Below are 12,031 nucleotides of genomic sequence, written 5' to 3'. Positions count from 1 at the left end.
CTCTTTTTAATGATTGGTATAGAGTACCACATCAGCGCTTTTCGCGCCTTATTCAAAAAATTCGAACATAGGCTTCGATATATTGCGCTATCCCTGTGGCAGGATTGTGAATAAAGTGTCAACAAGCAACGGGGCAACCCCCTCAATCAAATACAAAACAGGAATTTCCCATGAGCAAAGTATTAGTGTTGAAATCCAGTATTCTGGCAGGGTATTCACAGTCTGGTCAGCTGTCTGACTATTTCGTTGAACAGTGGCGTGAACAGCACAGCGCGGATGAAATCACCGTGCGTGACCTGGCGGCAAACCCAATTCCTGTGCTGGACGGCGAGCTGGTTGGCGCGCTGCGTCCGAGCGATGCGCCTCTTACCCCGCGTCAGCAGGAAGCCCTGGCGCTCTCCGACGAGCTGATTGCTGAGTTGCAGGCGCACGACGTTATCGTGATCAACGCCCCAATGTACAACTTCAACATTCCTACCCAGCTGAAGAACTACTTCGACCTGGTGGCGCGTGCTGGCGTAACCTTCCGTTACACCGAGAACGGCCCGGAAGGTCTGGTGAAAGGCAAGCGTGCGGTTGTACTGACCAGCCGCGGCGGTATTCACAAAGATACCCCTACCGACCTGGTCGCACCGTACCTGACGCTGTTCCTGGGCTTCATCGGCATTACCGACGTGAACTTCGTGTTCGCTGAAGGTATCGCTTACGGCCCGGAAGTGGCCACCAAAGCGCAGACCGACGCGAAAGCCGCTATCGACAGCCTGGTCGCTGCCTAAGTTTTCCCCCTCTCACCGCCCGGTGGGAGGGTTTTTCTTTTCCCCCGTGTTTCGTTATCATCCGCACCCACTCTCCAGCCCGGCGGCCTGATGTCTGTCATTATCGATACGTTTATTGCACCACCCTGTCACGACGACATTGAGATCCTCTGGCAGGACGAGCATCTGCTGCTGATCAATAAACCTTCCGGTCTGCTCAGCCTGTCGGGGAAAAATCCGCAAAACCTCGATTCCGTCCACCACCGTCTTGTTCAAACCTTTCCCGGCTGCACGCTGGTGCATCGTCTTGATTTTGGCACTTCGGGTCTGATGGTCATTGCGCGTAACAAAGCGATCAACGCCGCGCTTTGCCACCAGTTCAGTCAGCGCGCCGTGAACAAGGTTTACACCGCCCTGTTGTGCGGACATGTGGAACAGGACGAAGGGACCGTGGATGCGCCGATTGCCAAAGATCCGGCGCTGTTTCCGCTGATGACGATCTGTGCCCGCACCGGTAAGCCCGCTCGCTCGCGCTATCGGGTGGTGGAACGTATTTACCAGGATACGATAATGCCGCTGACGCGGGTTGAGCTTACCCCGGAGACCGGGCGCACCCACCAGCTGCGCATTCACTGCCAGCAGTTAGGCCACCCTATTCTGGGGTGCGATCTGTATGGTGGTCTGGAATGGCCGGGGGCGGAAGAAACGCCCCGGCTGATGCTGCATGCAAGCGCTCTGAATTTTATTCATCCGCTGAGCGGCGAAACGATAAACGCCCGTCACGCCGCGCCGTTCTGAGCGGGGATTACCACATTAAATCGTCAGGGATTTTGAAGTCTGCGTACGGATCGTCTTCGTCCTGCTCTTCCTGACTCAGGGCGCTGTTTAGCACAATGCTGTCCGCATCGCGCTGGGCAATTTTATCCGCCACTACCGCCGGGATAATCGCGTAATCACAGTCGCCATTCGCGTTAATCACCAGTCGGGCAATCGCCAGACGGCCGTTGATCAGCTGGGTTTGCGTCTGCTTATCGACCTCGATTTTTTTGATAAGGTTGCCGTCGGTAAAGTTAAAGGTAATGTTGCCCTTCGCCACGGTGATGCGGTTCATCTCAATCAGCTGCTTCACCTGCGCCCTGAACTCTTTTGCCAGCACCGCCTGTTTTTGCTGTTCGCTCAGCTGCTTATCACGCTCCAGCTGGGCTTTCTTGTTCTCTTCAACAGCCTCTCTCGCCTCGCGAGCCTGGACGCGGGATTTTTTCGCCGTGCGCTGGACCTTCGCCATCTTTTTACTGCTGACTAAGCCCGCTTTCAGCATCTGCTCTTGTAGGGTGAGTTTTGTCATGTTCGTTTAAACCGGTTGGAAATGTCGGGGGATTATACCTGAATCGCGCAGTTCATGAAGAACCCTCATGTTGCAGTGAAATTAAGTCACTTCCCCTGCGCCAGTGGCTCAGGCATAAATTATGCATTGATAACGTTCCGGCAACATGAACTTAGGATGCATAACCAAATGAGTCAGGCTTTCACATTTACCCTTAAGCGCAGTTGCTTTGATGAAAATTATAACCCGTCAGAAAACACGCGTACCACCACCAACTTCGCCAACCTGGCGCGTGGCGAGAAGCGTCAGGAGAACCTGCGCAATACGCTGGTGATGATCAACAACCGCTTTAACGCGCTGGCGAGCTGGGATAACCCGAAAGCTGACCGCTATGCCGTCGAGCTGGAGATTATTTCAGTCGATATGAATATCGGCGGCGATTTTACTTTCCCGGCCATCGAAATTCTGCAAACGACGATCGTGGATAAAAAAACCCACGAGCGCATCGAAGGCATCGTCGGAAATAACTTCTCATCGTATGTTCGTGACTATGATTTCAGCGTCCTGCTGCTGGAGCATAATAAAGACCGGGCCCGTTTCTCTCTCCCCGAGAATTTTGGCGAGCTGCACGGCAATATCTTTAAAAGCTTCGTGCATTCTGCGGAATATCAGGCGAACTTCAAAAAAGCGCCGGTGATCTGCCTGAGCGTCTCCAGCAAAGACACCTATCGTCGTACCGGTAACCACCACCCGGTGCTGGGCTATGAGTACCAGCCGGACGGCGAGTCGCTAACGGAACAGTACTTCGCGAAGATGGGCCTGAAGGTTCGCTATTTCATGCCGGAAAACAGCGTCGCGCCTTTTGCCTTCTTCTTCACCGGCGATTTACTGCGTGATTACACCAATCTGGAACTGATCGGCACCATCAGCACCATGGAGACGTTCCAGAAGATCTATCGACCAGAAATTTACAATGCCAATTCCGCTGCGGGACAGTGCTATCAGCCCGACCTGAATCAGCAGGATCACTCATTAACCAAAATCGTCTATGACCGTGAAGAGCGCAGCCGGCTGGCCATTGAACAGGGTAAATATACCGAAGAGCGGTTTATCAAACCCTATAAAACCCTTCTTGAGCAGTGGTCTCAACACTTCACGCTTTAATTTAATACGGATAAAAGGTTCTTTTATGAAAACATTGCTCCCGACATCAACGGCTGGCAGCCTGCCGAAACCCACCTGGCTTGCGCAGCCGGAAACGCTCTGGTCGCCGTGGAAACTCCAGGACGAGGAATTACTGGCAGGGAAACAGGATGCGCTGCGTTTGTCTCTGGATGAACAGATTCGCGCCGGGATTGATATCGTCAGCGACGGGGAACAAACCCGCCAGCATTTTGTCACCACCTTTATTGAACATCTCAGCGGCGTGGATTTTGAGAACCGTCAGACGGTGCGCATCCGTAACCGCTACGATGCGAGCGTGCCGACCGTGGTAGACGCGGTGGCGCGACAGAAGCCGGTGTTTGTTGACGACGCTAAATACCTGCGCCAGCTGACTGACAAGCCGATCAAGTGGGCGCTGCCCGGCCCGATGACCATGATCGACACGCTATACGATGCCCACTATAAAAGCCGCGAAAAGCTGGCCTGGGAGTTCGCTAAAATTCTCAATCAGGAGGCCCGCGAGCTGGAAGCGGCCGGCGTCGACATTATTCAGTTCGACGAACCTGCCTTTAACGTCTTTTTCGACGAGGTGAATGACTGGGGTATCGCCGCGCTGGAGCGCGCCATTGAAGGGCTGAAATGCGAAACCGCGGTACATATCTGTTACGGGTACGGCATCAAAGCCAATACGGACTGGAAAAAGACGCTCGGCTCCGAGTGGCGCCAGTATGAAGAGGCATTTCCAAAGTTACAGACCTCGACGATCGATATCATCTCGCTGGAGTGCCACAACTCGCGCGTGCCGATGGATCTGCTGGAGCTTATCCGCGGTAAAAAAGTGATGGTCGGGGCAATTGACGTCGCCACCCAGACCATCGAAACGCCGGAAGAGGTGGCCGATACGCTGCGAAAGGCGTTGCAGTTTGTTGATGCAGACAAGCTCTATCCGTCCACCAACTGCGGTATGGCCCCCCTTTCCCGCCAGGTCGCCAACGGTAAGCTGAAGGCGTTAAGCGCCGGGGCTGACATTATCCGTCGCGAGCTTGCCCGCTAACCTTCAGGTTTGCCAGTACAGTGGCGTACCGAATCGCTCAATATAGTAATCAATCACCGCCCTGACGTTCAGGGGCGGATGACGCGCGTTCGGGTAAATCGCCGCAATCGTCAGTGGCTCCGTATTAATTGAACACTCCATTTCCGGCAGCAGTGCCACCAGCTCACCGCTTTTGAGCCGTTCGCTCACCATCCAGTCCGGGAAAAGCACAACGCCCATGCCGCCCAGCGCCGCAATCAGGAGCGTTTCCGCGTTATTGGAAGTCATCAGCGGTACAATGGGATAGTGAACCCACGCCTCGCCCGGCCGCCGGATCAGCCAGCGGTTAGGCCCGGACGAGCCGCGGTAAACCAGACAGTGGTGACGGCTGAGATCGTCCGGCCCCTCGGGCGCGCCATGTTTTTGCAGATAGTCCGGCGAGGCCGCCAGATGATAGAACTGCTGCCCGAACACCCGGGCGTGAAACGAGGAGTCCGTCAGCGCGCCGATGCGGAAGATAACGTCCGCGGCATCACGGTGCGGATCGATAAAATCGTCGGTGAGGGTCAGTTCAATGGAGAGACGAGGGTAACGCGCCAGAAGCCCCGGCAGGCCCGGCGCGATGTGCCTTTGTCCGAAAAAGACCGGGCCATTGATACGCAGCGTGCCCGACGGCTCGCGGGCGCGTTCATCCAGCTCGCGTCGCGCGTCCTCCATATTCCCGGCCATCGCACGGGCATAGCGCACAAAAAGATGCCCGCTCTCTGTGGGCATAATCGCCCGCGTGTTGCGGTAGAAAAGCTGTTGCCCGAGGGCGTCCTCAAGCTGGTGGATCACGCGTGAGACCTGCGACGCAGAAATCCCTTCCCGCCTCGCCACCACGGAAAAATTCTGCGTTTCATAAACGTCGATGAAGATCAGCAGCGCGCGAATGCTGATATGTCCGGCATCCATCATTAATGCATTTCCTGCAAAGGTGTTTCCTGCATTATGGCATTTTTCTCAATGATGTTCAGACGTAATCTTCTCCGCCTGGAAAAAGGAGAAAAAGCGTTATGCACATTATTTTAATTTTACTGGTGATTGCTGGTGGCATGGGGCTGTCCGTGGAAGCCGGGCTGCTGGGGCCGCTGGGCGCAGAGGTGGGCGACCTGTGGGCGGCGTTCAGCATATTCAGCGTGGGAACGGGGCTGACGTTTCTGCTGATGCTGTTTTTCAGCCCGCGCAACAGTCCCTCATTTTTTGCGCAGCCTTCATGGCACCTGTTGGGCGGCGTGCTCGGCCCGGTTTACGTCATCATTCTCACCATTGCCACGCCTGCGATCGGCATTGCCATGACGATGATCGGCATTCTGGCAGGCCAGGTTTTTAAAAGCCTGATTATTGACCACTATGGCCTGCTGGGTACGCCGCACCGCAGGATCGATACAAAACGCATTATTGCGCTGGGATTTATCATCGCCGCGCTCATTCTCGTGGCGCAGGGGTAACGTTATGACAGTAATTATGATTATTCTGGCGGTGATTGGCGGCGCTACGCTGAGCATTCAGGCTGCCATTAACGGGCAATTAGGCAGCAGCGTGGGGGTATTTAAAAGCGCGTTTCTGACGTTTTCCGTCGGCGCGCTGGTGACCGCCATGCTGATCTTCTTTTTTGAGCCGAAACAGGCGGTCAGCCTGATGGATGTGCCCAAATGGCAGCTTCTGGGGGCCCTGTGCGGCGTGCCCTATATCGTGATTATGGTGCTCGCAGTGCAGCGCATCGGGACCGCCGTTGCCACGGTAGCGGTTATCCTGGGCCAGCTGGCCATGAGCATGCTGATTGATAACTTTGGCTGGCTGAACAATGAAGCCATTCCGTTTTCAGTGAGCCGTTTCGGGGCCGTCGTCTGCCTGAGTATTGCGCTCTTCTTCATCTACTCAAGCAGTAAACCTCAGCCCGAAGAGGATTAACCGCCCTCTTTGCGGGTAAAGAACAGCGTCACCGTGGCGACGGTGACGCCAAATTTCTTCATCTCGGTTTTATTAAACAGACGGGTGCTGTCCTGCAAATACATCCAGTCATCAAAGTGCAGCAGCCAGGTTTTACCGTCCGCCTTCACGTTCATGCTGTAGCGCCAGTTAAGGGCATTGCCCGCCGCCTGGCCTGTCGCGACACCTTCTATGTCACCCGCCGTGCCTTCATAGCGATTCTGCCCTACGCGGCGGATATGCCAGACGCGCTGCTGCTTCTCGCCGTCATCGTAGACAAAATGTTCATTCAGGGTCAGCGTATCGCCGATAACATCCCCGGCGATCTCGACGTGAAAACGACGGATCTGCTTACCGCTGCGATCCTGCACCATCCCCCACGCCTCGGTTTTCCCCTGGAAGTAAGTAAAAATATCAAGCCGTGGCTGCTGCTGACGATACTCTGTCACCTCGGTGCTACATCCGGCCACCAGCATCGTCAGGGCAAGCGCCATTAACAGGAAACGTTTCATTGTGGTCCTCCGATTAACTGCTGACGCAGTTCAGGATACTCGCTCAGCCATGCTTCACTCTGCGGCTCCTGCTGCAAAATGCCCTGCGCCTGCCACTGGTCGCGGGTCGCCTCAACCAGGTCGTCACCATCGATGTCCCGGGCATAGGTGATAATCAGCGCATTATCGCCGTCTAACCCTGTATAGCTGCCGTCGGGCGTCAGAAGCTGAGAGGTATAAACGGTAAATGGCCCCCAGACGCTCGCCGATCAGGTAGGCCACCGGCCCGCCCAGGGTCGCCAGCACCGTCAGCAACCAGCCCGGCAAGGTGGTCGTGCGGGTCAGTTGCGTCCAGACGGTGGCAAACATTAGCCACAGCGCCACCATCCATAGCGGCATCAGGGACGCGCCCGTGAACGCAATCAGCCCCGTCAGCGTCCAGTAGAGATCAAACCCGATGGCCAGCAGAAATACCTGCCCGTAGCGCTTCACACGCGTTCCGCAGTCAGCTGCACCACGCTGATGGTGCGGGCATTAAACCCGGCTTCACAGTAGCCGAGGTAGTACAGCCACATCCGGCGGAAACGGTCATCAAACCCGAGCTTTTCAATCTCCTGCCAGGCGTGAACGAACCGCTGACGCCAGTGCGCCAGCGTGCGGGCGTAGTCCGGTCCCATATCGAAGAGGTTACGCACCACAAAATCGGTATGGCGGGTCATGAGTTCATTCATGGCGGTGATGCTGGGCAAAAAGCCGCCGGGGAAGATGTAGCGCTGAATAAAATCGACGCTTTTGCTGTAGTCGCGATAGCGTTGATCCTGAATGGTGATGGCCTGAATCGCCATCCGCCCGCCTGGACGCAGACGCGCCTGGCAGGTGCGGAAAAATGTTGGCAGGTAGCGTTGACCGACGGCCTCAATCATCTCAACCGACACCAGCTTGTCGTAGACCCCGGTCAGATCGCGGTAGTCGCAGAGCTGCACCTCAACACGATCCTGCAACCCTGCCCGGGCGATGCGCGCGGTGGCCCAGTGGTACTGCTCCTGCGACAGCGTGGTGGTGGTCACCCGGCAGCCGTAATGACGGGCGGCATATTCCGCCATCGCCCCCCAGCCGGTGCCAATCTCCAGCAGATGATCGTTTGCCGTGAGCGCCAGCTGGTCACACAGCCTCGCCATTTTCGCCTGCTGAGCCGCGGTCAGATCCTGCTCGTCCCCGCTAAACAGCGCGCTGGAGTACAGGAGATGTTCATCAAGGAAATGGGCGTAAAAGGCGTTGCCCAGATCGTAATGGGCGGCAATATTTTCCCGCGCCTGCGCGCGGGAGTTGCGCCGCATCCAGTGCCGCAGCCGCTCCACCGGTTTCCCGAGCAGGCGAAACCCTTTTTCCAGCTTTCCGAGGATTTGGCTATTGCGCGCAATCAGCTCCAGCAGCGGCGTCAGGTGGGGCGTCTCCCAGTCGCCATCCATCCACGCTTGTGCCGCGGCGAGGCTGCCCCCGGTTAAAATGCGCCAGTAGACGCCCGGAGCAAGTACCTGCACCTCAGCGTGAAGCGCGGCGGAAGCGTCGCCGAACTGGAACGTCTGCGCGCCTTCACGCAGCGTCAGCGAGCCACCGTGCAGGCCATTCAGCAGGCGGAAGAGCAACCATCGCGCGACGCGGACGTTGCGCGGGATATCGGGTTCAAGCGCAAAGACGGGATTGGTCATGAGCGTTCACTCCTGCTGAGGGGATGGTTATGCAGCGGTACGCGCTTCAGCCACAGCCTGAGCGCCTGCCAGTAAATGGCGAAAACGGTTTTGAGGGTCATCAACGGGATCCGCGCCAGCAGCGAACGCAGCGCCGTGCGCGTCAGCGGGACCCGGCGCAGCGTCAGGGTGGCATCAAACACCTTCGTCTCCTGATGGTTTTCGATATGCATGCGCAGCGTGCTGTCCGGGCTGTTGAAGCGCCAGTGGTAGATCATATCCATCGGATTAAAGGGCGAGACGTGAAACGCTTTCTCCGTCGGCGGGGCGTCCCGCCCCGCTACCGCGTAGTAATGTCGTTCATTCCACGGCGTGTTACGGACTTCGGCGAGAACCCAGCGCAGGGTGTCTTCCCCGTCATAGCAGTAGTAAAAATTGACCGGGTTGAAATGAAAACCGAAATAGCGCAGCTGAGTCAGAAGCATGACCCGCCCCGCCGGACGTTCGCCGGTCAGATTTTCCAGACGCTCAAGGACACGCGCTTTGAGCGGCGTGCCCAGCGGGTAATCCGCATCATAAAATGCCGCGGGCGCAACGCGGTTACGACGCACGCCGACAGAGGGCAGCGCGTCCAGCTCATCCAGATCGAGCCAGGCCATAAACACGCTGTAGGTAAAGTGGTGCGCTTTCGGCGCAAGCCGACGATGGCGCAATGTACCGTGGTAAAGGCAGCTGTTCATCTTAGTTGCCCTCCCCGGTCGCGATAGCGTTGACCACGTCCAGCGCACTGCGTACGCCATCTTCGTGGAAGCCGTTGTACCAGTACGCGCCGCAGAACCAGCTCCGCTGGCGACCGTTTATTTCGCCGCGCCGGGCCTGTGCTTGCCAGCTTTGCGGGTTAAAAAGCGGATGCTCATAGACAAAGCGGCGCAGCACAAACCGTTCCTCCACCGGCGTTTCCGGGTTGAGGGTGAGGCAAAACAGCGGGCTACCCGGCGGCAGTCCCTGCAAGATATTCATGTTGTAGGTGACGCAGGCGCTGGCCTGATCCTGCTCGCTGAGGCGGTAGTTCCAGCTCGCCCACGCGCGTTCGCGCACCGGCAGCCAGCGCGGATCGCGGTGAAGCACCACCTCGTTACGCTGCCAGCCGATATCCCCCAGCACCTCGCGTTCAGCCTGCGTTGGGCTGGCGAGCATCGCCAGCGCCTGAGCGGAGTGGCAGGCGAAGATCACCTGATCAAAAGTGTCTGTTACGCCCTCACGCGCAATATCAACCCCACGATCGTGGCGAATAACCTGCTGCACCGGCGCGTTAAGGTGCAGCGTCAGGCGATCGCCGAGCGTATCCAGCATCGCGCGGATATACTCCCTGGAGCCGCCTGGCACCACGTACCACTGCGGACGATGGGTAATGTCCAGCAGACCGTGGTTTTCAAAAAAGCGTAAAAAGAGCGGCAGCGGAAAGCGTTTCATCTCCTGTAGCGACGACGACCAGATAGCCGCCCCCATTGGCAGGATGTAGTGGCGCGCAAAAAAGGGCGTAAAACGGTGCTGGCGCAGGAACGTTTCCAGCGTGGCGGAACCATCGACTTCGCCCCGAAGCGTCTGTTTCGCCAGCCGGTTAAAGCGCACGATCTCCTTCAGCAGCGTCCAGAAAGCCGGGTTGAGCAGATTACGTCGCTGGGCGAACAGCGACGTCAGCGTGTGCCCGTTGTACTCCAGCCCGCTCTGCGGGTTGTGCACCGAAAAGCTCATCTGCGTTTTTTGCCCGCAGATGCCCAGTTCGCTGAGCAACCCCATGAAGCGCGGATAGGTGCGGTCGTTGTAGACGATAAAACCGGTATCGATGGCGAAGCTGCCCTGCGGCGTGTCGACATCCACCGTTGCGGTATGGCCGCCCGGCGTGGCCTGCGCCTCAAACAGCGTAACCTGATGATGTCCGGCGAGCCGCCAGGCACAGGTTAACCCGGCGATGCCGCTGCCGATAATTGCGATTTTCATGGTCGCACCATCCTGCGCAGCAGTGCGCGCTGAAGTACATCGGGCAGGCCGGAAAGCAGGCGCAGCGCCAGGCTGAACCCGGCGGGAAACGCGATGTGATCCTTCCCTTTTGCCAGACCGCGACGAATGGCGTGGACGGCGTCCCCCACGCTGACCCGGCCCGGCATCGGGAAATCGTTTTTGCGGGTCAGCGGCGTGTCGACAAAACCGGGTGAAACGACCGTGACGGCAATCCCTTTCGGTTCCCAGTCGAGGCGCAGCGTATCGGCGAACCAGGTTAACGCCGCCTTGGAGGCGCCATACGCTTCGGCTCGCGGGAAGTGAAGCCAGTGCGCCATCGAACTGACCAGCACCACGCGGTTGCCGGATACCAGCTGCGGCTGCAACGCCGCAAGGCAGTTTACCGGCCCGATGAAATTGGTGGTCATGACCCGCGCCACCCGCCCGGCATCCACCTCGCCGCGGTCGAGATACTCGCAGGTTCCGGCGCAGAGAATCACCGTGTCGGCAGTACAGTCCGCCAGCGCCTGGCGACAGGCGTCCCTGTCTGTCATATCGAACAGGCGCACCGTAATGTTGGAGCTGTACTGATGGACGGCTGCCAGACGTTGCGCATCGCGCCCGCAGGCAATCACCCGGTAACCATCGTCGGCAAAAGATTTCGCCAGCCCCGCCCCGATGCCCGAGCTTGCGCCGGTGATCAGAACCGTTTTCATGATTTCACTCTTCGCTTCACGCCGCGCACGGCCCAGCCGAGTATCGGGAGATGTTCGTAAATCATCTCTCCGGCATCGTAGTAATCCCGCTGGCGAACAATGCGATCGTCGCGCATGTCTACCACGGAGCAGCCCGGCAGCTGGCGCATTGCCCCCCCGGCGATACGCGGGTGCGACCAGTGCATCATCCAGGTGACCACAAAGCGATCGCCCTGCTGCAACGGTGCATCGACGGTAAAGCGACAGTGCTGGACGTTAGCCAGCAGATGGGTGAAATAGCGTTGAATCGCGAACACCCCGCTGTGTTCGCCAAAGGGATCGATAAGCGTGGCATCGGCGCGATAAATCCCCGCCAGCGCCGAAGGTGGCTGGGTATCCAGCGTGGCGTAGTAATCAACGAACCGACTGATGACGGACGGCAACGTGCTCATGGGTCACATCCTGGGTGTAAACAACGTAGCGGAATCGCATAATTTAAACTTACACAATTAACTTTATTTGTCCAAGTTTGCGCAGATATATTTTTTATTCTTATTATTTTTCAGTTACATGGAATATCACCACGCACAACCATTTTGTGAAAAATATGAATTTCGCCGCCAGGCTGCCGTTTTTTTAGGGATAACCTTAAGGCAAAGGTGCCATTTATCTTCCAGACTTATCCTTTTAATTCATAAGGATGTCACGCGATGAAACATTTACTGATGACGCTCTTTTCCAGCCCGGAATCCTTGTTGCAGGTCATGAGTCACCAGGAAATTATCGAAGCCGTAGAGGATGGCGACCGCATCATCATCGATCAGGATGGAAACGCCTCGGTTAACTACAAAAGCCACGAAGTACGGCAGGACTTTCTGCGCCATGTCAACGCGCTGAAGAGGGCCTGAA

The 12,031-nt window shown here is 57.2% G+C and carries 16 protein-coding genes and 1 pseudogene; 7 read left to right on the top strand and 10 right to left on the bottom strand.

The window, feature by feature from the left end:
* Nucleotides 1–170 precede the first annotated feature (170 nt).
* Together azoR and FZF21_RS10290 are read left to right on the top strand one after the other, a co-directional pair.
* The gene (azoR, locus tag FZF21_RS10295; protein ID WP_015570577.1) at nt 171–776 is read left to right on the top strand and encodes an FMN-dependent NADH-azoreductase; all 606 of its coding nucleotides are present in this window, start codon (nt 171–173) and stop codon (nt 774–776) included.
* A gap of 90 nt (nt 777–866) precedes the next feature.
* Complete coding sequence (locus FZF21_RS10290; protein WP_017384499.1) at nt 867–1,553, top strand: RluA family pseudouridine synthase; 687 nt, start codon at nt 867–869, stop codon at nt 1,551–1,553.
* 7 nt (nt 1,554–1,560) lie between these two features.
* Here the strand turns inward: FZF21_RS10290 and FZF21_RS10285 are convergent, their stop codons facing one another.
* On the bottom strand, nt 1,561–2,100 hold the full coding sequence (locus FZF21_RS10285) for a DUF2058 domain-containing protein (protein WP_017384500.1): 540 nt from the start codon (nt 2,098–2,100) through the stop codon (nt 1,561–1,563).
* 168 nt (nt 2,101–2,268) lie between these two features.
* Here FZF21_RS10285 and FZF21_RS10280 point away from each other — a divergent pair, with 168 nt between their 5' ends.
* Together FZF21_RS10280 and FZF21_RS10275 are read left to right on the top strand one after the other, a co-directional pair.
* Entirely contained in the window at nt 2,269–3,243 is a 975-nt protein-coding gene (locus FZF21_RS10280) for a DUF1852 domain-containing protein (RefSeq protein ID WP_023296571.1), read from the top strand.
* A gap of 25 nt (nt 3,244–3,268) precedes the next feature.
* Nucleotides 3,269–4,297, top strand: coding sequence for a methionine synthase (locus FZF21_RS10275; RefSeq protein ID WP_045906719.1), 1,029 nt, complete (start codon nt 3,269–3,271; stop codon nt 4,295–4,297).
* Nucleotides 4,298–4,300: 3 nt separating this feature from the next.
* On the opposite strand, the gene FZF21_RS10270 is transcribed toward FZF21_RS10275, so the two are convergent.
* On the bottom strand, nt 4,301–5,233 hold the full coding sequence (locus FZF21_RS10270; RefSeq protein ID WP_015570582.1) for a LysR family transcriptional regulator: 933 nt from the start codon (nt 5,231–5,233) through the stop codon (nt 4,301–4,303).
* A 98-nt stretch (nt 5,234–5,331) separates the two neighbouring features.
* Here FZF21_RS10270 and FZF21_RS10265 point away from each other — a divergent pair, with 98 nt between their 5' ends.
* Nucleotides 5,332–5,766 carry a DMT family transporter gene (locus FZF21_RS10265; RefSeq protein ID WP_003857304.1) on the top strand — a complete coding sequence of 145 codons (435 nt, stop codon included), beginning with the start codon at nt 5,332–5,334 and terminating at the stop codon, nt 5,764–5,766.
* A gap of 4 nt (nt 5,767–5,770) precedes the next feature.
* Nucleotides 5,771–6,229, top strand: coding sequence for a DMT family transporter (locus tag FZF21_RS10260; RefSeq protein WP_023296569.1), 459 nt, complete (start codon nt 5,771–5,773; stop codon nt 6,227–6,229).
* Here the strand turns inward: FZF21_RS10260 and FZF21_RS10255 are convergent.
* From FZF21_RS10255 to FZF21_RS10220, 8 genes and pseudogenes are all read right to left on the bottom strand, one after another.
* On the bottom strand, nt 6,226–6,759 hold the full coding sequence (locus FZF21_RS10255; RefSeq protein WP_032653483.1) for a DUF3833 domain-containing protein: 534 nt from the start codon (nt 6,757–6,759) through the stop codon (nt 6,226–6,228). The two genes, FZF21_RS10260 and FZF21_RS10255, sit on opposite strands and share 4 nt — an antisense overlap.
* Before the next feature lie 44 nt (nt 6,760–6,803).
* Nucleotides 6,804–6,995: pseudogene (locus FZF21_RS22310) on the bottom strand (hypothetical protein); the annotation flags it as partial.
* A complete protein-coding gene (locus FZF21_RS10245; protein ID WP_017693466.1) occupies nt 6,922–7,230 on the bottom strand; it encodes a DUF2878 family protein in 309 nt (102 codons plus the stop codon). The gene FZF21_RS10245 and the pseudogene FZF21_RS22310, both read right to left, overlap by 74 nt.
* Nucleotides 7,227–8,447 (bottom strand): cyclopropane-fatty-acyl-phospholipid synthase family protein, encoded by a 1,221-nt coding sequence (locus tag FZF21_RS10240; RefSeq protein WP_023296567.1) that lies wholly within the window; start codon nt 8,445–8,447, stop codon nt 7,227–7,229. Before FZF21_RS10240 ends, FZF21_RS10245 begins: the two co-directional genes overlap by 4 nt.
* Nucleotides 8,444–9,166, bottom strand: a complete 723-nt coding sequence (locus FZF21_RS10235) for a DUF1365 domain-containing protein (protein ID WP_023296566.1) — start codon at nt 9,164–9,166, stop codon at nt 8,444–8,446. The genes FZF21_RS10240 and FZF21_RS10235 overlap by 4 nt, the downstream gene beginning before the upstream one ends.
* 1 nt (nt 9,167) lies before the next feature.
* On the bottom strand, nt 9,168–10,427 hold the full coding sequence (locus FZF21_RS10230; RefSeq protein ID WP_149121378.1) for an FAD-dependent oxidoreductase: 1,260 nt from the start codon (nt 10,425–10,427) through the stop codon (nt 9,168–9,170).
* Nucleotides 10,424–11,143 carry an SDR family NAD(P)-dependent oxidoreductase gene (locus tag FZF21_RS10225; RefSeq protein ID WP_103269909.1) on the bottom strand — a complete coding sequence of 240 codons (720 nt, stop codon included), beginning with the start codon at nt 11,141–11,143 and terminating at the stop codon, nt 10,424–10,426. The genes FZF21_RS10230 and FZF21_RS10225 overlap by 4 nt, the downstream gene beginning before the upstream one ends.
* A complete protein-coding gene (locus FZF21_RS10220; RefSeq protein WP_017384507.1) occupies nt 11,140–11,574 on the bottom strand; it encodes a nuclear transport factor 2 family protein in 435 nt (144 codons plus the stop codon). Before FZF21_RS10220 ends, FZF21_RS10225 begins: the two co-directional genes overlap by 4 nt.
* Nucleotides 11,575–11,832: 258 nt before the next feature.
* On the opposite strand from FZF21_RS10220, the gene FZF21_RS10215 reads away from it, so the two are divergent.
* Entirely contained in the window at nt 11,833–12,030 is a 198-nt protein-coding gene (locus FZF21_RS10215) for a hypothetical protein (protein ID WP_003857318.1), read from the top strand.
* The last annotated feature ends 1 nt before the right edge of the window (nt 12,031 follow it).

The sequence above is a fragment of the Enterobacter sp. LU1 genome, from assembly GCF_008271405.2.
Lineage (GTDB): Bacteria > Pseudomonadota > Gammaproteobacteria > Enterobacterales > Enterobacteriaceae > Enterobacter > Enterobacter hormaechei_C.
This window is presented reverse-complemented; position numbering and strand designations above follow the sequence as displayed.

Bases quoted from the DNA above. Each gene is read 5' to 3' on its own strand.
- FZF21_RS10240 (WP_023296567.1), bottom strand. From the start codon at position 8,447: ATGACCAATCCCGTCTTTGCGCTTGAACCCGATATCCCGCGCAACGTC.
- azoR (WP_015570577.1), top strand. From the start codon at position 171: ATGAGCAAAGTATTAGTGTTGAAATCCAGTATTCTGGCAGGGTATTCA.
- FZF21_RS10285 (WP_017384500.1), bottom strand. From the start codon at position 2,100: ATGACAAAACTCACCCTACAAGAGCAGATGCTGAAAGCGGGCTTAGTC.
- FZF21_RS10280 (WP_023296571.1), top strand. From the start codon at position 2,269: ATGAGTCAGGCTTTCACATTTACCCTTAAGCGCAGTTGCTTTGATGAA.
- FZF21_RS10225 (WP_103269909.1), bottom strand. From the start codon at position 11,143: ATGAAAACGGTTCTGATCACCGGCGCAAGCTCGGGCATCGGGGCGGGG.
- FZF21_RS10235 (WP_023296566.1), bottom strand. From the start codon at position 9,166: ATGAACAGCTGCCTTTACCACGGTACATTGCGCCATCGTCGGCTTGCG.
- FZF21_RS10260 (WP_023296569.1), top strand. From the start codon at position 5,771: ATGACAGTAATTATGATTATTCTGGCGGTGATTGGCGGCGCTACGCTG.
- FZF21_RS10255 (WP_032653483.1), bottom strand. From the start codon at position 6,759: ATGAAACGTTTCCTGTTAATGGCGCTTGCCCTGACGATGCTGGTGGCC.
- FZF21_RS10270 (WP_015570582.1), bottom strand. From the start codon at position 5,233: ATGATGGATGCCGGACATATCAGCATTCGCGCGCTGCTGATCTTCATC.
- FZF21_RS10275 (WP_045906719.1), top strand. From the start codon at position 3,269: ATGAAAACATTGCTCCCGACATCAACGGCTGGCAGCCTGCCGAAACCC.
- FZF21_RS10220 (WP_017384507.1), bottom strand. From the start codon at position 11,574: ATGAGCACGTTGCCGTCCGTCATCAGTCGGTTCGTTGATTACTACGCC.
- FZF21_RS10290 (WP_017384499.1), top strand. From the start codon at position 867: ATGTCTGTCATTATCGATACGTTTATTGCACCACCCTGTCACGACGAC.
- FZF21_RS10215 (WP_003857318.1), top strand. From the start codon at position 11,833: ATGAAACATTTACTGATGACGCTCTTTTCCAGCCCGGAATCCTTGTTG.
- FZF21_RS10230 (WP_149121378.1), bottom strand. From the start codon at position 10,427: ATGAAAATCGCAATTATCGGCAGCGGCATCGCCGGGTTAACCTGTGCC.
- FZF21_RS10265 (WP_003857304.1), top strand. From the start codon at position 5,332: ATGCACATTATTTTAATTTTACTGGTGATTGCTGGTGGCATGGGGCTG.